This window comes from Paenibacillus sp. FSL M7-0802 (assembly GCF_038004945.1).
Taxonomy (GTDB): domain Bacteria; phylum Bacillota; class Bacilli; order Paenibacillales; family Paenibacillaceae; genus Paenibacillus; species Paenibacillus polymyxa_B.
In genome coordinates this window covers 131,649-154,854 of sequence record NZ_JBBOSD010000001.1, presented here as the reverse complement: position 1 = coordinate 154,854, position 23,206 = coordinate 131,649, and the positions used below count along the sequence as shown (strand labels likewise).

Below are 23,206 nucleotides of genomic sequence, written 5' to 3'. Positions count from 1 at the left end.
AAATTCCCATTTGATTGTGAAAAAGCATGGGGTAGGAGGGAGTAGCCTGTTTAAAGACGGAAGTCTCCCCATGAGAAACAAATAATAAAAAGCCTGATAAGACTCAGGCATTTGATTTATGTATTCCTCAAACTCTTGGTTATTTCAATTTATTCACAATCTTCGTAATTTCCTCAGGAGTGACAATTTGTTTTGCTCTTTTGTCAGTTCGATTGCCATAAATAAATGCTGCTCCATCTTCGGCATAATAAACCACTGATTGTTTGTTAATCACTGGGTATCCGTGTTCTTCTTCAATATCTACTTCAACAATTTTCTTGTTTAGGGCGTACTCTTCAGCTACCTCAAAATCATTTACTACATGTAAAATTTGATATTTGTCTAAATATGCGTACATTTTTTCCTCCAATAGTATGTATGAATTTTATTTTATATCTTGTAAATTGATATCTATTTTGTACTCAATTCGTCCATCTTCATTAAAGATATGCATTTTTTGCATTGCGTCCGCATACATACGCTTACTGATTGCGTAAGAATCTGCGCCGCAAAGACTGCCGTTAGAAATTACGGTTGTCCTACCAAAATCCTTTACGGTGTCATGATGAATATGACCTTGGAAGAGATATTGAGGAATTACTCCGAGGAATTGAGGTAGTTGTCGAGCTGAGCTTGAAACATGATCTATATCGCCGTGAACATAGGCATGTGGCTTCGAAAATGTAGTATCTACATAATACCCATCTTCACCTTTTAGGATTTCAATATTTCTAAAATTACGTAAACGACTCTCCATAAACCAAGGAATTAGATTTTCAAAGTTTTCCTTAAGTAGAGAGTCGTTTTTATTTGCTATTGTTCTTGAGTGATTTCCGTTTAGGCAAATAACTCTGACTTTGGGAACATACTTAGATATTTCAACTACAGCTTCAGATAATCGCTCTGATATGTATTGAATTTGAGATATAACATCTTCGCTTTGTTCAATTCTTGATGTTAAATGGATAAAGCCAGCAATTTGGTCTCCAATAGAAGCGATTGTCAACTCATCAACATTGTGTTTTTGGCAGTAATGTATTGTTTTTGATACTAAATGACTAAAACGTATATCAAATATTTCTGGATTGTATTTATTTAAAGAATTATCAGATCCTTGCCCATAGTGAAAATCACTCCACAACACATTCGCCCTAATGAAAGAAGAACTCTCCTTGACTGGAGAGTAGGGGAGAGGCTTAACTTTTTCAAGTTGCTTTATGCTTGATGAAATTTCTTCTTTCAGATGCTCAAACTTAGCAATCATCTTAATTTTGTTATTTAATTCGCGCTTTTGATCTTGAAATTGATACTTTTGCTTTTGTAATTCAATAGTTTTATCTTGAATTTCACGTATATATTCATCGGTTGACGACTTTTTTAAGCCAATTGAGATGCCACGCGTAAGTAAATGAAACTCTTTGCGATATTTAGACTCTGTAAAATCTTCGTTAAGAAACTCATTCATATGCGTAGCAATTTTACTCCAAGACAAGCCCAACTCATCTTTATTGGAACCAATTCGTATAAGGTATTCCTCGTATGTTTCGTTATCTAATGATTGAAGAGGAGTCATTCATTTACTCCTCTTCGGTTTCTAGTCCAACTGGAATTTCATAATCCTCAATCGGAGCAACTTTGATTTTTTCACCATCAATTGTAATGGTGATCTTAGAGGCATTAGGGTATAGCCCAAAGGCTGCTTCCCGAATTCCATTCAAGCCAACCAATTTCTCTTTATTTGATTCCATATATATTTGCTCCCTATATTATGTATTTTTTGAGTCTAATCTAAATCTGCTTTTTGTAGCTCATCTTGTTTGGGTGAGATAGAGGGGGAGATTCTCCCCTCTTAAAGTATTACAGCTTGTTTTCATCAGTCATCAGTCTGCCATGTCTCATCTTGCGGGTTCCTTTGTTCAAGGCTTAGTTAAGAATGAAGTCAATGCAGGGCGGCGTATCCTGATCTCTGGTAACTTCCATATTTGCATATAGTAAGCGCGTAGATTACCTTTTCTACTTCATTGACTTATATCTGGCTTGCGCCAACTTTACCACTTACTCTTCTATGGTGGTGAAACACCGATTTTTCTGATCCTTGTATATTTTCATCTACCCACATGATCCAGTGAGTAGACGTTTTACTTTATGTATAATTAAAATAAAATTACTGTTTTACTGTATCTTTTAGCGCTTTAGCGGCTTTAAATGCAGGCTTTTTCGACGCAGCGATAGCAATAGTAGCTTGTGTTTTGGCTGTTTCGGTATCTACGCCTTGCTCTTTGAGTTCTGCTAGCAGTTTCGGATTAATGCCATTTCGAGCAGCGGTTTCACGCACCTCAAATGTACCAAAGCCAGCAATCTTAACTTCTTCGCCTTTGGCTAATTCACTTGTAATGGTAGCAATTGTAGATTCGACTACAACTTCAACGTCTTTTTTTGTGTAACCTGTAGTTTCTGCAATCACTTTTACCAATTCTGTTTTGTTCATAGTTATATAATCTCCCTTTATATTGTTTTTTTTGTTTGTTTAGTGGGGGAATGTAAAGATCTCTTCGCTTTGTATATCAGTCAAAACTTGTCCCCCTTAAAGACTATTAAGCGAACTGAATAAAAGTTCAAAAAATCCTTTTAAACATTGGGTTTTATGTATATTGTTATTTTTATGTCTCACGGGGACAATTTTTGCTTCTTTGCTTTCTCTTTTTATCTCGCTCTTTTTCCTTTCGCACTATTCTAAAACAGTCGTCACAATAAATTTGACGCTGTTTAGTTATAGTATAATTAACTCCACATCTTTCGCATGTTCCCAATTTATTTAGATTTCTCAATAAATTCTCTACAATAATATCACCGAATGACGACCATAAAGTTGTTTTGAAATTGCTTTTTTTGTTGTTATACAAGTACTCAACTAATATATCTACAATTTCTTTTTTATTCTTTTTACTACTTGAAAATATATTTTCTCTTATTAATGAATAATGAAATAAGTCATCATTTGACTTTGTGCCTCCATCATTAGAAAACATAAATTTCTTGTTCTTATCTAACTTTGTATAAGTGTCAATTACATTCTCATCGATTTGTACTGGCTTTGTAGGGTCACTCAGCAAAAGGTTATAGTTAAATTTACCAAGACCAGCATTTTTAAAACTAACCCTAGGATTGGGCACAAGGTTTGAAAGACGATTCATTACACTCTTATTAGAAACTTCAACTTTATTCTCATCTTTGTCTTTTGCATACATAAAAAATTTAGGTGCTTTTGTTTTAGTGTGATTTAAGATAATTTTCTTTATCTGTTCTGGACGTTCTGGTTTGTACAGTGTTTTTGCATAGTCGATTGTAAAGTTGTTTTCCATACACAGTATTTTAATAACATCAAGATCAATATTATCACTGTTCCAAATCTTAGTAATGTCGTTGCTAATAATTCCAATGTTCCCGCCCGTATAAGCAGCATTTAATCCATCAAATATACTTTTACTATTAATAAGTTCCGCTCCTGCTTTAGCCATCTCATAATATAAGGGGTATATATCTTGCATATTTCTTTTTGCGGCATTAACAAGCGTTTTGTCACAACATACTAATGCTTTGTCACCATCATTATCAAACATTAGAATCTTACTTATAGGATCATGAATGCTGGTATACAAGCTCTTAGTTACAAACCATCGTTTCATCTCTTTATTTTTGGTGTTTTTCCTTACAGCGTGCTCCCTATAAAGATGAGGACTTCTCAGGCAATCTAGTTCAAGAGCATTTTCGAATAAATCGCAAAATACTTCTGTATTCTTTAATAACCCTTTGGGTTGGTCAATTCCCAAGAAAAGATACTCACAAAAAGCATACAGGTCAGGACTTATAAAAGTATACTTGCCATTTACATCAATCTTTCCTGCTTTAGCATGTTTAATTAAGCTTTTTTTCACTTGTTTGATTGTTTCTTTGCTATAGGTATCGTTTAGTAGATCTGGATAAACTTCTAATGCTTTTTGAAAATTATTTTTATTCCTGTTGTAGCTTGTAACTCCCAAGGTTTTCAGCATTGTATTTTTGTCAGTTCCAATATTATAAATATCTTGTATAGTTTCAGAGCTTATGATTTTTAGTTCTTGATCTGTTATATCGGTTAACGTTTGCAACATTTGATAATTCAATTTTGCATTCCCAATAGTATCATCCTCTTCATTACACTTTCCAGCTTGACAGTTGTGATTCAGATATTTATCTATGTATTCTGACCAAGAATTATAGTATTTCCACATTTTAAATTGACTCTTTGTAAAAATAACCTCGATTTCCTCTTTTAATATGTCATGCTCTTTACCATAGATATCCTTGATAATTCCATACTTACTGCAACCTTGTTGTTTGTTTTTTTCTCTTAAAAATTTATCAAAGGGAAAGGGGACTAGTAACCCTTTGACCCAAGGAAGACGAATCATCATTGCTTTTTTACTTTTGCGCGGTAAAATCATTCCGCAACCATCTGTATGCTCAATGGGGACATCCATAGTTTTGCGTTCAATCTCATATGTTTTATCTGAAATGAAGTCAACGGTAGTTTTTAAAGTTGTAGTCATATCATCCACAACAATGGATTTATTAATATCAAAATCAAGCCATTGCTCAGTTGCACTATTACAAAGAGCTAGGTATGCCAAATACTTGTTAATGTTTACGCCACCAAGTTCATTGATTCTATCAATCGTTAGTCCACACATTAATGTGTGCTGATGCCTATGAAAAACCGATTCTTTTATAAAAACTGTTTTTTTTGTTCTAATTTGTCCAGCACTTGCTGTAAAACAAACATATTTCTCATCATTATAAAGGAATCCGTTAATAATAATATCCTCCAGTACATCGAAAAAGTATGTTTGAACTATAATTATATCTCTAAACAAACTATTTTCTTTGACTTGAAGCACTCTAGTCAGAGTTGAGTCAAATACAGATACAATATTCTTCAGATAATTGCTATCTGCTTCGCTTGGACGAAGAGACCTAATGGTTTTGTTGGATCTAAAAAGCATATAAAGCAATTCTTTTGATTTCTTTATTCGTCTATTGGTGTATTTTATGTAGCAGTTAACTTTATTTAATAAAAGTTCATCATTTGATTTCTTATTTTTTATTTCTTTTAATGTAGATCTAAATTTATAATTTCTTTTTTGTCTTCTATGTATTTTCATTTCTTCTTCATTATAAAACGCGCTAGTATCAACACTAAATACATGTACTTGTTTGTTCAAATTAATAGTTTATTCTCCTTTCCATTGATAGTAGTTGGCTCATATGGCTCTCTATAATACTTCTTTTGCGCTTCATTCTTTAACCAAATTACTTCATCATCCATATATGTATAATTTATTTCTTCAATATCTCTTTCTAGCGAAATATCTCTTTCATCATAATAATCTAACTCATATCCATCATAGTATAAATCCTCCCATGTAATAATTGAGTGATTTCCTTTATTCTTTTTGTGCATTATGTATTTTATTCCTCTCAAGATATATTTTCAGAGACAATCAATCTCTGTATAAACAATATAACACGATGGATTTATAATCGTCAACAAAATAATTATTTTCATTATATTTACTTGTATAATCATAAGATGTATAATAGATATAAAGATGAAAGGGGGTTGCGCGATATGAGCGTAGCATCGACTAATAATGTAGTAGGATTACATACTAATAGAGTATTTGAGAGTATTTCAGCCTATTTAATGAAGGTTGAGAGAAGAAGTGAACATACGCGTTATAACTATGAAGTTGCTATTCGCAGATTCTTTATGTGGCACGCAAAAAAAAGTATAGAGGACTTAGAAGTAAAAGACCTCGATATCTTAAATGAACAAATGATTAGGTATCAGGCTCATTTATTGGATGATTATGATTATGGTCATAACTATGTAAATGCACTGGCAGCTCCAATCGTTAAGCTGTATGAACATTTGTCTCGGAACAGATATAACGTAAAGGCAGAAGATGTTCGCTTAGACAAACTCCCAGACGATGGAGAGAGCTATGGCAAACTAACCGTAAAAGAAGCGGAGACAATGGCGAAGTTAGCAATGAAACAAAAAAAGGGACAAGAAAAAGCCACTCTCATTAGGGTTGCATATACAACTAGCTTCAGAAAATCTAGTTTGCTACATATAAAATGGTCAGATATATATTTAGACGCGAATAGCCAAAATTATATTGTGAAAATAATTGGTAAAAGAAATAAAAAACATTCTCGCCCTTTGTCTCCTGATCTATATAATGAAATGTTAAAAATAAAAGAACAGACGTATTATAAAAAGTATAATGATAACTATGTATTCCACCTGTCAGATAATACAATCCTAGCGATGATGAAAAATTTAAGAGCTGAAATGAACATTTCTGAAGATAGAAACATAGTTTTCCATAGTTTTAGAAACGTTGCGGCTAACTACATTAAAGAGACAGGGGGAGATATTGAGGAGATTAGAAGTCAACTTGGGCATTCAAACTATGCATCACTAAAACACTATATGTCTGATGACGAAGATTATGCGAATATGGCAGGTATTCGGATGCTAGAAGACATTGATGATAATATTTTAGAGAACCTAAACAAGGAAGAATTACTGCAAATCATTAATAAGCAAAGTGAATCCATTAAAACTATACTGCAAAGAGAAGCCAAAAAATTAATTAGTGAAAAGGAGGAAGGGTAGACAGATAAGATTAAATGCTTATCTGTGTAAATGATGGAAGATAAATATGAATGAAAACAAAAAATCAGTAAAACAGACCATTCTCATTAGAAACGATGTAGTAAGAGATCCCAATTTGAGCGTAAATGGATTTGCATTTGTATTGTACCTGAAATATTTATATTGGAAGACAGGGAGCAATTTCGAGTTTGAAGTATTTACTACTGAAGTAAAAGATTATCTTTGTATCTCAGATAATAAAACGATAAAAGCTATATTGAAAGAACTGTACAATCTGAAGTATTTATTGAAAGGAGTTGAAGAGTTAAAGCAAAATAAGCCCATATTACTTGCCTTGAACAAGGAAAAGTTTTTGACCGCTACCAGCAAAGAAGAGACGGAATACTTTACTCAATTACCCATAAATGTTCTATATGCCATGAGAGATCGAAAGTTAGACAGAAAAGAAGTAAGAATATTATATTATTTAAAAAGTTATATAAATCATACTGATAGCAAAAAGATGTATTGCTATCCGGGGATTGAAACGACTATGACTAGAGAGTTGAATATGAGCAAGAATACAATTCCTAAATATGCGAAGCAGCTTGAAAATAAGGGATTAATTAGTATTGAAAAGAATGTGATACATACCAGTTATCAATATGACGATCATGGCAATCTATTATTCAATAAATATAACAACCATTACTATTTGAATTACGATAGGCTAGAAACCCTATAAATACACCTAGTCCCAATTTATCCAAGAACTACTCCCAAATAATCCAACATCCACTCCCAATTTATCCAAGAACTACTCCCAAATCGTCCTGGAGAAATTGGGGGCTAGTAAGTTAGTAATAGATATATAGATATTAGATATGTATATACAGTATTTAGAGTATGTCTTCGCTAACGCTTATCCAACTCTCTGTTGTTGCTTTTTAGTTGTCGTTGGATTCATAATTAAATAAACAAATATAATGAATTATATTGATTGTAATACGATTGTGTGGTATTGTTGAATAGAAGTGAAAATAAAATTAGCAAAGGTGGATTAGATAGTTAGATGCAAATGATAGATATTCATAAATTACTTCCTCATCCAAGAAATCATGAATTCTTTGATGATATTGAAGGTAGTAAGTGGGAGGACTTTAAACAGTCTGTTGTTCGTAGAGGGATAGTTGAATCTATTGTAGTCACTCAAGACCTTATGATTGTTTCAGGACATCAACGTACAAAGGCGTGCAAAGAGTTGGGTATACTTGCTATACCGTGTAGAATTACACACTATCCAGATTTCGATTCTCAAACTAAAAACTCAAAAGAAGACCAAATTTTAGAAGACCTTATTTGTACTAATATCATGCAGCGTGGAGTAGGAAATGTTAATCCATTGAAGCTTGCGAAATGTATTGTTGAGTTGGAGAGAATTTATGGTGTCAAAAATGGAAATAATCAGCATACTGACCGGGAGTCAAATAATTTTAATCCCTATGCTAAAACACAAGCTGATATCGCTCAGGAACTTGGTATCACGAAGCAGCAGCTACATAACTACAAAAAACTTCTTGCGCTTATTCCTGAATTGCAGGATATGGTTGGGGATCAAAATTTAAAGGCAACCACTGCTACATTGATTGCCAAAAAATTAAAAAAGGAAGAGCAACAGAAGCTGTTGAAGGAGGTGGGAATTGACCAACTATCGGAAATGACACAGAAAGAAATATCGAAGAAAATCGATAAATACATCAAGGAAATTGATGAAATCAAAGAAGAGAAAAAAGCTTTGCTAGATACTATTGAATCTTTAAAAGAACAGAACCCAATTATTGAGACAGTAGAGAAAGAATTTATACCGGGACATATAACTGATGAATTAACCACTTTAAGAGAGCAAATTAAGGAAATCACTGAGGAGAAATTAAGTTTAGAAGAATACATAAAGTCAGACGAGTATGAAATTTTATCTAATGAAAGAAAAGAAGAACTTTTAAAGCAGCAAGAGAGACTAACAAAAACGAAGGCTCATATAGATGTTTTTGAATTGAAGATTAAAATTAACTCATTTATAAAAGAAGCTTCACCAGATATATATCTTCAAGGTGCTATGAGCATTTTAGATCAGAGTGTAAAAAAAGATATGTTAGAGGCATTAGCAGCTCTTAAAATTTATTATGTAAATTTAGAAAATGTTTTGTATGGGAATGTTAGAGAAGTTAAGAGTGTAATTGATTGTAATTAAAAAAATGACAAAAGGGAGATAATACAATGAAAAATATGAATAGCGTTGAAAATATGATGATTCTTAAAAATCTTCTGGATAATAATAAAAAACTAACTCAAGCCGTAGACAATCAAAATGAAGTCACTTCAAAAATACTCGCTAAAATGATAAATGAAGCCAATAGAGCTGAAAAATCTGAAACTGTTGCGGTTATAGCAGCGGAAATTGCACTGGACTCACTTAATGAGATAAAAAACCATGAATGTTTAAGTAATGCACAGTGTGCCTTGCTTTCACTGGCAATCAAAGATAAAACTACCGAAATTACAAATAAACTATACCCAAATTACGATGGTAAAGAATTCAGTAAAAAATGGGGATATGTGAATAGAGGTTTATGGACAATATTTAAAAATAACGTAAATGGAGGAAGTAAAGCTCCATATAGTACAACATTAAAAATAAAATTCAAAGCTGCAAAGACATATATCGAAAAGTTAAACGTTAAAGATTATCTTTCACATAGAAATGGCGAATTTTTTAAGATTCAAAAATTTCACTTTGAACTAGCGATAGAAGAAAAAGCTAAAACTATTCAAGATATCATTAATGAAAGACTAGATAATAAGATAAGTCAATTGAAACAGATCAATGAAAGTGAAAGTGAATTAAGATTAATAAATTAGAAAATATAATACATACCTGAGAAGGCATCCTCAATGTAGGATGTCTTTTTCATTGCTGGTAATGTATTGAGAGCATTTCCATGTTCAATCGTGATGAAAAAAAAGTTGAATCGTAAATTGAGGATATATGGATAAAAAACATATATGTTATAAGGGATATTGGAGTGTTTTGGTTCATTTTTAGTGATGTTGAATCGCAAAAGCATAGACAGTGAAAGGTAAATTTGATGTTGAAAGGGTAAAAATGATCAAAAAGGGCGTAGTTACAGAGTTGTAATGACAGATAAAACATAGGTAAGATAAGGAGTTTGACGATTCAAGTTACGATTGTGATGAGGTAAAAAAATGATGTAATAGTTACAAGTTTGTAATTAATGAAAACGATGACTTGGAAAAATGACTTGAGCGTGGGAGTTGAAGTGCTGAGGGTATATTTGTAAAAAATAGGTGTCTTCTGGATGTAAACTACCCCCCACCACCCTATTCTAAATGAGGTAAAACCATAGTTGTAGCCCATTTAGGTTTATCTATCAATCAAGCATTGAATAGCAATATCCATACTCTACCAGTTAAAATAAATGGAAATTATTTTCAGAAATATATTGAATCTCATTTTTAAATTTGAACTTTCACGCCATTGCCTATAGAGGGGAAAGCGCCTATACAGTAACTCAATCGAGCCGTAACGATAATAGCGTAAGATAAGACTTATATCCACAAACTATCAATCAACTCTAATCTATCTATTATATCTATATATTCGCCTCTACCTATAACTTACCATACATCTATAACTCATCCTATCATATTCCTCAATTATTCTACCCATCTATCAAATTTATATACACAAATATAATGAAATGTGTTATAATAATATATGTAAGGAGGTGATAACATGATTGAAACAATAAGTAAAATACTTGCAACGGTTGGGGCTGCTTTAACAACAACAATACTGGCAATGAACTTCTTCCCTGATAAGGCTAGAAAAATTGCTGATACTGAAAAGGTTAAAGCTGAAACAGAAAAGATAAAGGAGGAGACAAGAAGACTTAAACTAGAGAATGACAAACTAGAACGTGACAATCAGGCATAATACATACATCCTGTCTAGGTTGAAGGGGTCAATTGACTCCTTCAAGTCTCTAGGCTACAATAACAATAAGTTTGTTATGATACGGCATCAAGTGTGAAAGGAGACTTGTGTATGACTAACTCTAAAGCAATGTTGACACGTACATTATCGGTCATTGTATTTATAATTGGATGTGTCTTATTAGGCATTAACAATACATCATTACCTGGCTTTATTCCTTATGTATTTATCTTTATAAGTGTAATCACCTTTGTAGCTTCAATCAGAAAGTAATAGAAATTAATAGATATATGCGAGCCTAGACATAAATATCTAGGCTCTTTTTGTGCTTACTGATTATAGGATCATATAAGCGATCCACTTACTTACTGCCATTCTCATCCGATTCCTCTACTGTAAACAACTCTTCTACACTCACTCCTAACGCTTTAGCCACTGCAAATAAATTACTTATATTATGTTGCTCAGACTTATCAAACCTCGATATATAAGGTTGTGGGACTCCTGCATCTACTGCTAATTGCGATTGCTTTATGTCTCTATCCTTTAGTGTCTCTCTTAGTTTACCTTTGTATTTGAGCATTATAATATCTCCTTTAACGTGATTACTACAGTATACAATATTGAATAAATAATTGAAATTATATTGACTACTGAATATACAATACTGTATAATATAAATATAAGAGGTACACTAAAGGAGGGACAGCAAAATGAAGCATATACGAGTAGTTAAACAAAACGGCTCAACCATCATACATACACTAGGCACTGACATGGATATTCTTGAGCTATCTACAGCCTTTCAAATGGACAGAGTAGACTACCAAGGGAAATATGTATACATCCACCTGAAAGGATGAATAACATGAAGTCATGGAGACTTAAAGATAAGGTAACTATAGTAACAAGCTTATTACTTTGGCTTATAGTAATAATAAAGATTAAATATTAATCTTATACAAATGAATATAATGATTTGTTCCACGTGAAACAAAAATAATAACTAAGGACGTGAATACATATGAATCAATCTATTAAGATTACAAAACTTATAGCCAAAGCATTAAATGCCGTAGGATGTGCTATAGGAGTTACTTATAATGAGTATACATCATCGGAACTCAGAAGAGTCATGCTTGAACTAGCAGAAGAAGGAGCGTGTGGCAGTCAATATGAAGGTTGTGGCTATTTCAATCTTGGCTTAGTAGATAGTGTTCATATTGATGAAATGTCGGATGTTTTTATAGCTAAGAATCTAATTAGAAACTATAAATAATAATCTATGATAACCGTCAAATAGGTGGTTTATTTTATATAAATCTAACAAATGAATATAATGAAATACTATACAATATATAAATTTTATGATATAATTATATATGTAAGGGAGGGAGGTGAAACCACTTGGACAACTGGCAGAAAACAGCAGTCATCATATCCATTCTAACTTTCTTACGACTTGTGTATAAGGATATCACCGAATACATAGCATCAAGAAAGAAGAAGCGGAAAAAGAAAAAAGCACCTACGTCCCGCAACAGACGTAAGCGCTAATCCAAGTCGCTAAACTTGAAGACATTGCTAGGACGGAAACTAACACCGTCCTACCCTTTTCTCTTACAATTGTATTATAGGAGTTAAATAAAATCAACTTATATAAGGGAGGATTATAAATATGAAAACTGAAGCAGCCACAAGGCTATCTATTGCTATTATCATGTTTGTGCTTGCGTCATTCATGCCTAATTGGTGGTCAATAAGCATTGTTTCATTTGTAGGGTTGTATTCACTGATCACTGGTTTTATTAAGCTCAGAAAGGTTGATGAAGATAACTAAGATTAAAGTTGTAGATTCTATAATGGGTTCAGGTAAAACATCCGCAGCTATTCAAATGATGAATAAAGACGCAGACCATAAATATATTTTTATCACTCCGTTTTTAGATGAAATAGATCGTATTAAGCATGCCTGTCCTAACAAAAGATTTTTCGATCCTAAGAACTATGATGCAGAAGGGCATTTTACGAAAAAACAAGACTCTTTTCATGACTTACTGGCAAAAGGGGGAAATATTGCTTCTACTCATGCACTATTTAAACAATCAAACGAAGAGACGAGAGAACTTATACAGGCAGGTAATTATGTTTTAGTTCTTGATGAGGTTATGGATATAGTAGAATATCTAACTATTAAAAAATCTGACAAAGAACTTCTATTTGATAATAAACTAATTTATGTTGATAATGAGGGTTATGTTTGTTGGAACAATGAAGATAAGAAAGCAAAGGAGTATGATGGAAAGTTTAATGATGTAAAAAATATGGCCAATAATAGAAATCTGCTATTCTATCGTGGAGCTATATTAATATGGACATTCCCACATTCCATATTCAATGCTTTTAAAAAGGTATACATTCTCACATATAAATTTTCAGGGCAAATTCAAAAGTATTATTATGACTTAAATAATATAGAGTATGAATATTTCCATATCAACCATATTGATTCATCTTTTACTATTCATGAAGGAAAATCCAATGACAAAGAGGTTAGAAACAGGCTTAAAACATTGATTAATATATATGAAGGGACACTTAATGACATAGGTAAAGAAAAATATTCTCTGTCTAATAGTTGGTATGAAAAAAGGAATCAATCTTTGATTAGACTTAAAAATAATGTGTCTAATTATTTCAAACACAAGATGAAAGCAAAATCAAATCAAATTATATGGACAACTTTTAAGGATTATCAAAGTAAGATTAGTTCACCGGGTTATCAAAGATCATTTGTTTCGTGTAATATAAGAGCCACTAACCAATACAAAGATAGATCTTATTTGGCATACACAGCAAACCGATTTATGAATCCTATTGTAGAAGGATTTTTTAAAGAAAGAAAAATAGAGATTGATCAAGATACATGGGCAACGGGTGAACTAATTCAATGGATATGGAGAAGTGCAATTAGAGAGAATGGTCAAATACATATCTATATACCATCTCAGAGGATGCGTGATTTATTGTTAAGATGGTTAGAGGAATAATGATTGGGAGATTTTACATTCCAAAGCTAATAAAAAATACATTTAAATAAAGGGTTTTTTATACCTAAGTGTTAAAGGAAAAATAATAACATATACTTATATCGAACATAAAGGGAAACTCTCTCACCATCTCGATAAAGCACTGCGCTACGCTTAGTGAACGCATTATCGACCTGCCGCCGTTTCCCTCTTGCCTTTGGCAATTCACCCTATGCGGCTATTTTGTTTTTTTCATCTAACCATCTATTCATCTGATAGGTGGTTTATTTGTCGTTTACTCAAATTATATAATTAAATATAATGAAATATATTGTTTATAATATAAAACCGTGCTATAATAAGTACATAAAGAACATGAGATTAACGAGGTGAAAACACAATGAGTCAAACAAAATTAGCAGTATTAAAGAGCCAGTGGCAACGCAAGCAAGCTTTAAAGGCTCAAACAGTATACGGTCACTTAGTATTGAGATAAAACGAAAAATATAAATAAAAATAATGATAAAAAGGTGGTTATTATTATGTGGTACGGAGACAAACAAGAGGCAAGAGTTAAAATTGCAATGGCTTTAGTACAAAAAGGTTGGAAAATTTATGGATTTAAAAACGATGAATCAGACGCTATGATTGATTACTTTAGTCCTGCTGATTGGGATGGAATTGCTGAAAAAAATGGATTTGTTCTTTGTATCGATCAAAATAATTTGCGCTATAGCGGATATGAACAAAAAGAATACATATGTGGCAATGCTGTATATAAAACTAACGACCGCATTAAAAAACTTGAGGCTATGATGAATGATGCTGCGTCATCAGAAAATGAGAAAGCTTCTTGTGCTGTATTGATTGAAAAAGAAAAGGAAAAAGTTGGGGCAATTGAAAAGTATAAAGTTGTTGAAACGTATCCTAAATTCTCTTTTGCTAATCCACGTGGTACAAGCTGGCACATTGAAAAAGATGGTCAAATAATTGCGAAGGGCAAAGGTGTATTCGCAGTCAATGACTACGATTGGGAGAACAAAGAGAAGACCGAGAAGCAGCAAAAAGCTGAGAAAGTAGAAGCATTGATCAATAGATTTGAAAAAGTTATTAAGAATACTGATGCATTGCAAGCAGAAGTAATTCAGGTGCCTGTTACAGTCACAAAAGAAATTGAAAAGACAGTTACAGAGGTAACAGGAAGTGATATTAAAGACGGGTTCACTTTTATTATGAAAGTTGGATATACACATGGTAAGTACAAAGGAAATAAATATACCTTTTCCTATAAAGGTGAACACTATAACGCATTTGCACAATTAACCAAAAATAATAAACCATCTACGAGTATGGGAAAATCATGGAGTCTTACAGTTGACAGATTAAATGAATTACTTAAAAAGGGACACATTGTAGTAATTGAATTTGTTGAAGTGACAGAATATAAAGAAAAAACAGTATATAGAAAGACAGCTCGTAAACAAACTGTTTCTAATGTTCCTACAATTGCTACTGATATTATTATCAATGAAATTACTGAAGAGTTCGAGGTGACAACTCAAGGGGACAACACTAATGTGATTTATCATAGTTTTAAAACAAATGAAAAAGATACGGAGGACAAAGAAATGACTACCAATTCAATGGATAGTGTGTTTTCTAAATTCGATAGTTTTGAAATTTCAAATGATCAGAGAATTTCTTCTGAGGATATGGAGTTCTGTCAAGAGCAGGAACGTACTTACAAAGCCGTTCTGAATGCTTATGTAAATTTTAAAAAGGAACTTGATGGGGTTTCGCACAGTTCATTTTATGGAGTTATGAGTAATTACGACTATGAAAAAAGTTTGCTGGAGATTAGAAATAGTTTTATCAACAATATATGTTTTTATTTTCAAAAAAATTATAATGTCACAATCAACGGCGATAAAGTTATGAAAGGATTGGATTTTGATGTTACCCATAAGGATATCGTTGATATTATATTTATCCAGTTAGACGGATTTACTTTCAACGAAAAAGCCGAAAAAGAAATTAAAGACGCTACTAAAGAGATGTTTAAGCATGGAGACAAGATAACTTTAAAAAACGGAAAACTTGTTCTTGATGGTTATTTTGCTCATTTCGATTCGATATGGAGAGAATATAGACTAAGTGAAAAAGTAGAAAAAATATTTAAGTCGTTACAGCTTTTTGATAACGGATCACTTACCAGTAACGAAGAATTAAAATCGAAATATTGTGGATATGATAATTCAAAAAAAATAGATAACTATGAGCGCTATTCTCCTAGTACCTTAGATAAAGTAAAATCAATTAAATTTTTTAAAAATGGAAAAATGGAAATTGAGTTTGATACACACCAACAAGCGCGCGCATTTGCTACAGAATACTGTGGTTATAAAAAAGTAGCTGTATAATACGCAGATTAAAGAGGAGTGTAAATATAGATATGTCATATCAAATATCCAACATAATGATTCCGCAACATAAAAGAAAGGAAATTAACGATAAAATAATTCATCTTATAGATAACAACTTAACTGCTAAACATGGTATAACATCTCAGATAATCTATAACACATATACAGGCGATGGTGGTTTACATAGACTTTCCTTTAATGATTATGGTAATTTTCATTTATTTTCAGAAGCGAAAAAGGAATTAGAAAACGGGCAATTTTTTACGCCTCATCATGTATGTAATTTTATTATTGATTGTATTAAACCATCTAAACATGATTTGATAGCCGATCTGACCGCAGGTATAGGTAACTTCTTTAACTTTTTACCCAATCTTAGTAATGTCTATGCTAATGAAATAGATATTAAAGCTTATAAGGTTATGAAGTATCTATATCCAGCAATACATATATCAAAAGATGATATTAGAAATTATCACCCAGATATTTCCTTTGATTTAATTCTGGGGAATCCGCCTTTTAATCTTAAATGGACTGTAGAAAAAGACGAATATTTAAGTCAATTGTACTATTGTATCAAGGCTCATGAACTTTTAAAACCTGCTGGACTTCTTGGATTAATTGTTCCATGTTCCTTCTTATCTGACAACTTTACTGACGGTGGAATGATCAAAGAATTGAATAATAGATACAATTTTGTTTATCAAGTTGCCATGCCTTCAGATGCTTTTAAGTCCGTTGGAGTTGATAACTTTAAGACAAAAATAATGTTTTTTCAAAAAAAGAGCGAACACATTGTAGAGGAAAATTCCTACCATACTGATTTCTATATAGCAGAATTAAATTCAACAAGTAGTGACTATATATATAACAAATTCATTCAGCCTATCATATCTACTAAAGAAAAAATTAAACACAAACTATTCTTTGAACAAATTCATAGTAATAATGAAGATAAAAACTTTAGTTTCAAAGTAACAAAATATTTGTTTGATATTAAGCGAAATCCTAAGATTAATTTGAATTATGCAAAGTGTGTTGATTACGTCAATAGATATTATGCACAAATTAGACCCAATGAAATGAAATTCGATGAATGGGAACAAGTTAGAATTACAAAAAGGAAAGTGTTATCGTATTTAAAGCGTGTTTTAAAAAATCAACATATCATAGAAAAGGATTCCATAAAACTAGTAAAAACTAACTACGGTTTAAAGCTAAAAGGATATTCGCATAAAAACAAAATTTATCTATCTAAGTTTACGGAGACAAAAGAAGTATCTTTCAGTGACATGATTGTTAAAGGAGAATATCCTTTTGAAGACCAGTCATATAAAAAGTTTTTCGATAAAAAAGTAAGAGCATTTAATATGCAATCGAAGCAATTTAAGAATATAGAACTTGATGCAAAAATAACAACATTCTTAGATGATTTAGTTATTGTTGACTATGAAAACGATGAAGAAATTAGGCTAAATCCAATTCAAAAAGAAGATACAAATAAGATATTACAGAAGCAATATGGATTTTTACAATGGGGGCAAGGTGCTGGGAAATCAGTCTCGGGAATTGCAAATTTGCTTTACAGACTAAAATACAAAAATGTTCGAAATGTATTTATTGTTAGTACTGCGATTGCCATTAATAATACATGGCAAAGCATTTTAGAAGATTACAAAATCAGTTACATTCGAATTAACGAACTATCAGATATAAATAAAATCCAACAAGGCCAAATTGTTATAATAACTTTAAATATCTTATCAAAATATCAGAAGTTCATTAAGAAATATATTAAGATTCAATCTCAAAAAGTTGCTTTAATTTTAGATGAAGCTGACAATATCTCAAATCCTAATTCTAAACGCACCAAAGCCGTTCTAAGCGTTTTTCGCAGAGTGAAGTATAAAACACTTATGACTGGCACAATGACGCGTAATACAATTACTGAAGCTGCAACACAATTTGAATTACTTTACAATAATAGTATCAATATGTTGAGTGAGTCAGAATACATCTATAAGCCAGATAAAGACGATAAAACTAAACTTAATGAAACAAAAAACAAGTTATATTTAAAGCCTATACCTGCATATCATAAAGGCTACAAATTGTTTAATGAATCGCATATACCTGAGAAGATTACCGTTTTTGGGGTGGGTCAGCATACTCAAGATATTTTTAACAGTGAAGTGCTAAAAAGAATGATTGATAAAACGATCATTACACGTACTTTTGAAGAAGTAAGAGGACAGAAGATATATGAAATTTTCCAAAATACAAGCAGATTTTCGGCTAAAGAGAAAGATTTGTATAGAAAAGCAATTGAAGAATTTTATTCAATGAAACATCTCTTTAAAAGTACTGGCAATCTACGTAAAGACCGAATGATGGAAATACTAAACCAATTGATGTTGATGCTTAAAATTTGTGCAGCACCACAAGCATATAAAGAATATTTGGGGGACACGCCAAACAAATTCAAAGTTATATTATCTATGCTTAATAAATGGAATAATGAATATGTTGCCATTGGCGTACGACACATTAAAACAGTTAATGCTTACGTTGAAGCTATACGCGATAAATTCCCCAATAGGCCGCTTTTTGTGATTACAGGTGACAAAGTAAACCTAAACAAACGAAAAGAGATTGTGAACGAATTGCGGAAGTCCGGAAATGGAATTTTATTGAGTACACAACAAAGTTTAAGCAGTAGTATGAATATAGGATTTGTTAACAAAGTGATTATACCAGAGTTGTCATGGAATGAGGCTACAATGTCTCAGTACTACTTTAGATTCGTTCGTTATAATAGTAAGAATTTGAAGGAAATTCATTTTGTAACGTATGAGAACAGTATAGAAAGCAATTTACTAGGGTTGATCCTAACCAAAGAAAAGTTAAATCTCTTCATGAAAAATCAAGAGATTGATGATGATGAGCTATATGAGAAATACGGTGTTCATTTTGATTTGCTGGATATGTTAATGACCAAAGAAAAAGATAAAGAAGGAAAAACCTATATTCGATGGGGAAGACAAGATATTGTGTAAAACTGATATTTTACTTAAATATATTCGGTGATTTAAAATAAAAAAATAATTAAACTATTCAATATAATGAAATTACGTGATATAATAAATCCATAAGATAAATACATAGGAGGCGGTTAGAATGATAAATGAACAATTATCATTTGCTCCAGTTGCAACAAAGTGTAAATGTGAGAAGTGCGGATCTTTCCTGTATGAAGTAGATTATAGCGATGCGGATGACAACTATACTTTGCAGTGTACAAACTGTGGTATAGAAATTCGACTACACTACGCTGTTTATGATGGCTGGAGGGACGCTATCGAAAATGAGGAAATTTTTGAATCTACCGCAAAACCTATAATAAAATTTCTACATAAGTATTGTACTGTGCGTGTGAATAACCGGGATGATTTCAAAAATAATATTAGAAATAAAGGCACTCTTATTCAAAAAATAGACTCCATGGACGACACAGATGAATTTTATATGTTAGAAGGTCGATACTATAGGATTGGTTTCAACAGTGGAGAATTCCATCCTAACAGCGACAGTGATTTCAATAGCTTTGTAAGAGAATTAACGAATCTAAAAGAGTCGTCAGAGCGACAATAAACCGCATTAGGCTCTGAGCGTTAGCCAGTAAAAGCTGGCTAGGTTGCAACTGTAACAATGTATTGTAACGAGTAACGATGTACTGGAACTTAGATATAAATATGAAGTGGAGGAATTGACGATGCTAAAACTATTTAAAAGGCTAAAGGGAACTAAAAAATCGATTCAGTTGAATATAAAGTTAAATAATGAATTTATGTTTATCGATAACGAACAGGTCCTAAAAGTCGCAATGTCTCGTATGTAAAATACTCATTTCATCAGATTATTAGGAGGAATAAACAATGAAAACAAAAGAAGAATTGATTAAGTATTATGAGAAACAATTGGAAAAGGTCGTTGGTGCATATGGAAATGATTCTAGAAAAGAAGACTATATTAATCACGCGAAAGGAAATTTAGAAGCAGTGATAAACGGTAGAGGATGGTAGCTACAAGCGAATGAGTTACTCAATTTTATATAGGAAGTGAAATATGGAATTGTATAGAATTTACGAAGGAATTATAAAGGCAATGCAAAACACCCCTTGCAAAGTTGCTGTATTCACAGATGGTAAAAATATTAAGGTGTTCCAAAAAGCCTTCTATAAAAATAATTTAAATAGACCTAATTGGGTCAGGAACAACATCTTAGAGAGAAGCAATGTAAATTCGGTTGAAAGTGTACTTTTTTCTTCTGGTTACAAGAGCAAATAAAAGAGTGATTTCATAAAAACCCCAAGGGAGTTGTTAATGATGAAGAATATTCAGATCAAAGGAATTGTTACGGCGAAAGCTGATTTGTCGGCAAGTGAGCTTATGGATAAATTTATTCAATGGATCGAAGATAATGGTTTTGAATTCAATGGAGGAACAAGTGAAATTTCAACATTTGATTTTTATGAATCACGTCATTTTGAAACTGATCCAGAGGACAAATATGACATCGTAGATATCGAAGGTTGAATCTAAATAAAATTCTTGTTTTACATAGATGCAATTGTATGAATATTCAATATTGAAAGTATAACACTCGCAATTAACGATATTTTCATTCATAAATATGTATAATTATAAAAGCACTGAGATAGGAGCATGAAAATAATGAAGATTGATAAATTGGTGAAACAAATTACTAAGAAACTTGATGCCGAAGGATTGTATTATGAAGTGTCTGGTGATCAATATACATTCATCATCTCTCCTACATGTACAATACATACTAATCATTGCACAATTGAGATACACAAGAATAGTATTACGGTTAATGAGCGGCCTGTAGCAGATATTGAAGAAATGATGGAAGAAGTCATGGAAGTTGAAGGTGGGGTATATGTGGATTAAGTTTATGTAAAATGCTTATTTTATTCCTCAAATAATTGAGTGAAGTAGCAAAATAATATTTATTCCTAAGAGCGAAGTGTACTTATTGTAACCAATCTATTATTATTATTGATGTGGGGTGATAACGAGATGAGTGAAGGTACAAAGAATGATCGTTTAAAGAGCTATATAATCTTTAGATTAGAAAGCAGAGCATTGAGAAGATTATATTTGCTAACAGTGTATGCTTATGAAGGAACACAAAAATCGATAAAAGATGATTTAAGAGATGGAACAATTACAATGGCTTCAGAATTCTTTTATAATAACGAAATTATTGCTAGATCGCCGAATGAGATACAAAGAAAACTGAGTGATACATATAGAGGTTTCTTAAGAGAGTCTCTCCTTGTACGTTTAATTTCATCACTTGAGATTTTCTTTGGTGACACTTTAAGAGAGATATCAAACATCACAACCAAACCATTTGAATCACAAAAAGAGAAGACTTATAAAGTTAGTGAGTTACTTTCAATAGATAGTATTCTTCGAATACACGATGACATTCTAGCTAATGAAATAAGAGCAATTGTTTTGGGGGGATTCAAAAATATTAGAAAATTTTTCAGTCGAAATCTGAATGTTGAGTTTGGAAACTCTGGTTTAGAAATTAAGTTAATTGAACAAGTGTATGATATAAGGAATTTAATTGTACACAATAACGGTAATTTGGATGATCTGTATGTCAAAAAGTATTTAAATGGCATAAAGCCTTCGAAGAAAAAAATCACAATTGATGAAGACCAGTTTATTAAATTTATTGAATTGATTTTAGAACTGGCTACTTATGTTAATCGAGAAATAACTAAAAAGTTTGTTTTTCCAGAAAAGAACATAAGGCAAAAAGACAAATCGCAAAGAAATAATGAAGTACGTAATGTTAATTTCTCTGGAACCTTTAAAGAAGGACAGAGGGAGATCGTATTGGATGAAGATTTTCAATTTGGTTTTAACGAAAAGTTCTTATTTTCAGAAATTCAATCTAAAGTGAACTTTGAGAAAAAGCACAGTGCAAGTTGGACAGTTGAAGGACCGAGATATAAAGTTGGAACATATATAGGTTATATAAAACGTTTAGCAAAATTAGGTATAGTAGATAATCTTGTCATTGATTGATTATCTACTAATAGTTTTATACATTTAATAAAACCAGTCTTTTATATAGACTGTACATCATATTGAACCATATGTTATAATTAGGAAAAAGACATAGGTGAATTATATGAGAATGAACGCAAAAAACTGGTTTGCTCTATTGGGAGCTAGTTTATTTCTAGGGTATACTATTTATTCTTTTCAAAATCCAGATACTAGCTCGGAGAACGTTGCCAATATAACGTCTGCTGTTATGCAAAATCTTATTGGAGTTATTGCAACTGCGGCAAATGTAACGCATATAGTAATCAATTAGGCAGCCTTCAAGGTTGCTTTTTGTTTGTGTACCATGAAATGAGGGGACTTAAATATTTAATGAATAGAAGACTCACATACTATATAGATTTCTGCCTATCAACATTATTTTACGTAGTTGCATTAGTATATTTAGTTTTATCATTAGTTTCAATTTGGATTAACGTATTAACTGGTTTAACAATAACAACAGGATTTGTGTCAATACTACTAACAACTTTTGATTATTTTAAATCTTCTTACAAAATATCGAAAAGAGAACGGAATAAATTTGAGAAGGTGCTTTCAGGAATATCAATGATCATTGTAGTTTTGTTGATATTATTTATAACGATATATGTTCCAATAGAGCTTTATGATGTCCCAGAGAAGATATTGACCGAAAAATTTGGGAAATTGATGAATGCCATAACTTACGCAACTCTAACTATTGGATTTATAACTAAAGGATTAGAGGCAAGAACCAAATATTCATAGTAAAATGTTACTTTTACTAATAAGAAGCGCGAGAAAATATCTCTAGCGCTTTTTTTAATTATAGACGTTTATTTTAACAAATAAAAATAATGAAATG

The 23,206-nt window shown here is 31.8% G+C and carries 25 protein-coding genes; 18 read left to right on the top strand and 7 right to left on the bottom strand.

Annotation, left to right across the window (positions count from 1 at the left end; translation table 11 throughout):
- Positions 1-139: 139 nt before the first annotated feature.
- From MHB54_RS01005 to MHB54_RS00980, 6 genes are all read right to left on the bottom strand, one after another.
- Positions 140-397: a hypothetical protein gene (locus tag MHB54_RS01005; RefSeq protein ID WP_068940915.1), complete on the bottom strand. Its 258-nt coding sequence runs from the start codon at positions 395-397 to the stop codon at positions 140-142.
- A 27-nt stretch (positions 398-424) separates the two neighbouring features.
- Complete coding sequence (locus MHB54_RS01000) at positions 425-1,612, bottom strand: hypothetical protein (protein ID WP_340981307.1); 1,188 nt, start codon at positions 1,610-1,612, stop codon at positions 425-427.
- 4 nt (positions 1,613-1,616) lie between these two features.
- Positions 1,617-1,787 (bottom strand): hypothetical protein, encoded by a 171-nt coding sequence (locus MHB54_RS00995; protein WP_337683221.1) that lies wholly within the window; start codon positions 1,785-1,787, stop codon positions 1,617-1,619.
- 416 nt (positions 1,788-2,203) lie between these two features.
- The gene (locus tag MHB54_RS00990) at positions 2,204-2,527 is read right to left on the bottom strand and encodes an HU family DNA-binding protein (protein WP_340981306.1); all 324 of its coding nucleotides are present in this window, start codon (positions 2,525-2,527) and stop codon (positions 2,204-2,206) included.
- Positions 2,528-2,699: 172 nt separating this feature from the next.
- Entirely contained in the window at positions 2,700-5,300 is a 2,601-nt protein-coding gene (locus tag MHB54_RS00985; RefSeq protein ID WP_340981305.1) for a hypothetical protein, read from the bottom strand.
- Entirely contained in the window at positions 5,297-5,539 is a 243-nt protein-coding gene (locus MHB54_RS00980; protein WP_340981304.1) for a hypothetical protein, read from the bottom strand. Before MHB54_RS00980 ends, MHB54_RS00985 begins: the two co-directional genes overlap by 4 nt.
- Positions 5,540-5,707: 168 nt before the next feature.
- Between MHB54_RS00980 and MHB54_RS00975 the strand changes: the two genes are divergently transcribed.
- From MHB54_RS00975 to MHB54_RS00955, 5 genes are all read left to right on the top strand, one after another.
- A complete protein-coding gene (locus MHB54_RS00975; protein WP_340981302.1) occupies positions 5,708-6,763 on the top strand; it encodes a tyrosine-type recombinase/integrase in 1,056 nt (351 codons plus the stop codon).
- Positions 6,764-6,809: 46 nt separating this feature from the next.
- A complete protein-coding gene (locus MHB54_RS00970; RefSeq protein ID WP_340981300.1) occupies positions 6,810-7,487 on the top strand; it encodes a hypothetical protein in 678 nt (225 codons plus the stop codon).
- 327 nt (positions 7,488-7,814) lie between these two features.
- Complete coding sequence (locus MHB54_RS00965) at positions 7,815-8,993, top strand: ParB/RepB/Spo0J family partition protein (protein WP_340981297.1); 1,179 nt, start codon at positions 7,815-7,817, stop codon at positions 8,991-8,993.
- Positions 8,994-9,019: 26 nt separating this feature from the next.
- A complete protein-coding gene (locus MHB54_RS00960; RefSeq protein ID WP_340981295.1) occupies positions 9,020-9,661 on the top strand; it encodes a hypothetical protein in 642 nt (213 codons plus the stop codon).
- 895 nt (positions 9,662-10,556) lie between these two features.
- Positions 10,557-10,757, top strand: a complete 201-nt coding sequence (locus MHB54_RS00955) for a hypothetical protein (RefSeq protein ID WP_019687729.1) — start codon at positions 10,557-10,559, stop codon at positions 10,755-10,757.
- Between the two features lie 361 nt (positions 10,758-11,118).
- Here MHB54_RS00955 and MHB54_RS00950 read toward each other — a convergent pair whose 3' ends face one another.
- Entirely contained in the window at positions 11,119-11,340 is a 222-nt protein-coding gene (locus MHB54_RS00950) for a helix-turn-helix domain-containing protein (RefSeq protein WP_068940993.1), read from the bottom strand.
- Positions 11,341-11,470: 130 nt separating this feature from the next.
- Here MHB54_RS00950 and MHB54_RS00945 point away from each other — a divergent pair, with 130 nt between their 5' ends.
- The 13 genes from MHB54_RS00945 to MHB54_RS00885 all read left to right on the top strand — a co-directional run bounded on the left by MHB54_RS00945 (position 11,471) and on the right by MHB54_RS00885 (position 23,109).
- The gene (locus tag MHB54_RS00945) at positions 11,471-11,620 is read left to right on the top strand and encodes a hypothetical protein (protein ID WP_175405274.1); all 150 of its coding nucleotides are present in this window, start codon (positions 11,471-11,473) and stop codon (positions 11,618-11,620) included.
- Positions 11,621-11,781: 161 nt separating this feature from the next.
- Positions 11,782-12,036: a hypothetical protein gene (locus MHB54_RS00940; protein WP_340981292.1), complete on the top strand. Its 255-nt coding sequence runs from the start codon at positions 11,782-11,784 to the stop codon at positions 12,034-12,036.
- Between the two features lie 399 nt (positions 12,037-12,435).
- Complete coding sequence (locus MHB54_RS00935) at positions 12,436-12,597, top strand: hypothetical protein (protein WP_340981290.1); 162 nt, start codon at positions 12,436-12,438, stop codon at positions 12,595-12,597.
- Positions 12,584-13,807, top strand: a complete 1,224-nt coding sequence (locus MHB54_RS00930) for a hypothetical protein (protein ID WP_340981288.1) — start codon at positions 12,584-12,586, stop codon at positions 13,805-13,807. The genes MHB54_RS00935 and MHB54_RS00930 overlap by 14 nt, the downstream gene beginning before the upstream one ends.
- Positions 13,808-14,328: 521 nt before the next feature.
- A complete protein-coding gene (locus tag MHB54_RS00925; protein WP_340981286.1) occupies positions 14,329-16,206 on the top strand; it encodes a hypothetical protein in 1,878 nt (625 codons plus the stop codon).
- Positions 16,207-16,238: 32 nt separating this feature from the next.
- The gene (locus tag MHB54_RS00920) at positions 16,239-19,265 is read left to right on the top strand and encodes an N-6 DNA methylase (RefSeq protein ID WP_340981284.1); all 3,027 of its coding nucleotides are present in this window, start codon (positions 16,239-16,241) and stop codon (positions 19,263-19,265) included.
- Positions 19,266-19,386: 121 nt separating this feature from the next.
- On the top strand, positions 19,387-19,860 hold the full coding sequence (locus MHB54_RS00915; protein ID WP_068940969.1) for a hypothetical protein: 474 nt from the start codon (positions 19,387-19,389) through the stop codon (positions 19,858-19,860).
- Between the two features lie 284 nt (positions 19,861-20,144).
- Entirely contained in the window at positions 20,145-20,291 is a 147-nt protein-coding gene (locus MHB54_RS00910) for a hypothetical protein (RefSeq protein ID WP_340981281.1), read from the top strand.
- Positions 20,292-20,334: 43 nt separating this feature from the next.
- On the top strand, positions 20,335-20,556 hold the full coding sequence (locus MHB54_RS00905; protein ID WP_340981279.1) for a hypothetical protein: 222 nt from the start codon (positions 20,335-20,337) through the stop codon (positions 20,554-20,556).
- Between the two features lie 36 nt (positions 20,557-20,592).
- Positions 20,593-20,805, top strand: a complete 213-nt coding sequence (locus MHB54_RS00900; RefSeq protein ID WP_340981277.1) for a hypothetical protein — start codon at positions 20,593-20,595, stop codon at positions 20,803-20,805.
- A 138-nt stretch (positions 20,806-20,943) separates the two neighbouring features.
- The gene (locus tag MHB54_RS00895) at positions 20,944-21,183 is read left to right on the top strand and encodes a hypothetical protein (protein ID WP_340981275.1); all 240 of its coding nucleotides are present in this window, start codon (positions 20,944-20,946) and stop codon (positions 21,181-21,183) included.
- 129 nt (positions 21,184-21,312) lie between these two features.
- Positions 21,313-22,338 (top strand): hypothetical protein, encoded by a 1,026-nt coding sequence (locus MHB54_RS00890; protein WP_340981273.1) that lies wholly within the window; start codon positions 21,313-21,315, stop codon positions 22,336-22,338.
- A gap of 354 nt (positions 22,339-22,692) precedes the next feature.
- Positions 22,693-23,109 (top strand): hypothetical protein, encoded by a 417-nt coding sequence (locus MHB54_RS00885; RefSeq protein WP_340981272.1) that lies wholly within the window; start codon positions 22,693-22,695, stop codon positions 23,107-23,109.
- The last annotated feature ends 97 nt before the right edge of the window (positions 23,110-23,206 follow it).

Bases quoted from the DNA above. Each gene is read 5' to 3' on its own strand.
- MHB54_RS01005 (WP_068940915.1), bottom strand. From the start codon at position 397: ATGTACGCATATTTAGACAAATATCAAATTTTACATGTAGTAAATGAT.
- MHB54_RS01000 (WP_340981307.1), bottom strand. From the start codon at position 1,612: ATGACTCCTCTTCAATCATTAGATAACGAAACATACGAGGAATACCTT.
- MHB54_RS00995 (WP_337683221.1), bottom strand. From the start codon at position 1,787: ATGGAATCAAATAAAGAGAAATTGGTTGGCTTGAATGGAATTCGGGAA.
- MHB54_RS00990 (WP_340981306.1), bottom strand. From the start codon at position 2,527: ATGAACAAAACAGAATTGGTAAAAGTGATTGCAGAAACTACAGGTTAC.
- MHB54_RS00980 (WP_340981304.1), bottom strand. From the start codon at position 5,539: ATGCACAAAAAGAATAAAGGAAATCACTCAATTATTACATGGGAGGAT.
- MHB54_RS00975 (WP_340981302.1), top strand. From the start codon at position 5,708: ATGAGCGTAGCATCGACTAATAATGTAGTAGGATTACATACTAATAGA.
- MHB54_RS00970 (WP_340981300.1), top strand. From the start codon at position 6,810: ATGAATGAAAACAAAAAATCAGTAAAACAGACCATTCTCATTAGAAAC.
- MHB54_RS00965 (WP_340981297.1), top strand. From the start codon at position 7,815: ATGCAAATGATAGATATTCATAAATTACTTCCTCATCCAAGAAATCAT.
- MHB54_RS00960 (WP_340981295.1), top strand. From the start codon at position 9,020: ATGAAAAATATGAATAGCGTTGAAAATATGATGATTCTTAAAAATCTT.
- MHB54_RS00955 (WP_019687729.1), top strand. From the start codon at position 10,557: ATGATTGAAACAATAAGTAAAATACTTGCAACGGTTGGGGCTGCTTTA.
- MHB54_RS00950 (WP_068940993.1), bottom strand. From the start codon at position 11,340: ATGCTCAAATACAAAGGTAAACTAAGAGAGACACTAAAGGATAGAGAC.
- MHB54_RS00945 (WP_175405274.1), top strand. From the start codon at position 11,471: ATGAAGCATATACGAGTAGTTAAACAAAACGGCTCAACCATCATACAT.
- MHB54_RS00940 (WP_340981292.1), top strand. From the start codon at position 11,782: ATGAATCAATCTATTAAGATTACAAAACTTATAGCCAAAGCATTAAAT.
- MHB54_RS00935 (WP_340981290.1), top strand. From the start codon at position 12,436: ATGAAAACTGAAGCAGCCACAAGGCTATCTATTGCTATTATCATGTTT.
- MHB54_RS00930 (WP_340981288.1), top strand. From the start codon at position 12,584: ATGAAGATAACTAAGATTAAAGTTGTAGATTCTATAATGGGTTCAGGT.
- MHB54_RS00925 (WP_340981286.1), top strand. From the start codon at position 14,329: ATGTGGTACGGAGACAAACAAGAGGCAAGAGTTAAAATTGCAATGGCT.
- MHB54_RS00920 (WP_340981284.1), top strand. From the start codon at position 16,239: ATGTCATATCAAATATCCAACATAATGATTCCGCAACATAAAAGAAAG.
- MHB54_RS00915 (WP_068940969.1), top strand. From the start codon at position 19,387: ATGATAAATGAACAATTATCATTTGCTCCAGTTGCAACAAAGTGTAAA.
- MHB54_RS00910 (WP_340981281.1), top strand. From the start codon at position 20,145: ATGAAAACAAAAGAAGAATTGATTAAGTATTATGAGAAACAATTGGAA.
- MHB54_RS00905 (WP_340981279.1), top strand. From the start codon at position 20,335: ATGGAATTGTATAGAATTTACGAAGGAATTATAAAGGCAATGCAAAAC.
- MHB54_RS00900 (WP_340981277.1), top strand. From the start codon at position 20,593: ATGATGAAGAATATTCAGATCAAAGGAATTGTTACGGCGAAAGCTGAT.
- MHB54_RS00895 (WP_340981275.1), top strand. From the start codon at position 20,944: ATGAAGATTGATAAATTGGTGAAACAAATTACTAAGAAACTTGATGCC.
- MHB54_RS00890 (WP_340981273.1), top strand. From the start codon at position 21,313: ATGAGTGAAGGTACAAAGAATGATCGTTTAAAGAGCTATATAATCTTT.
- MHB54_RS00885 (WP_340981272.1), top strand. From the start codon at position 22,693: ATGAATAGAAGACTCACATACTATATAGATTTCTGCCTATCAACATTA.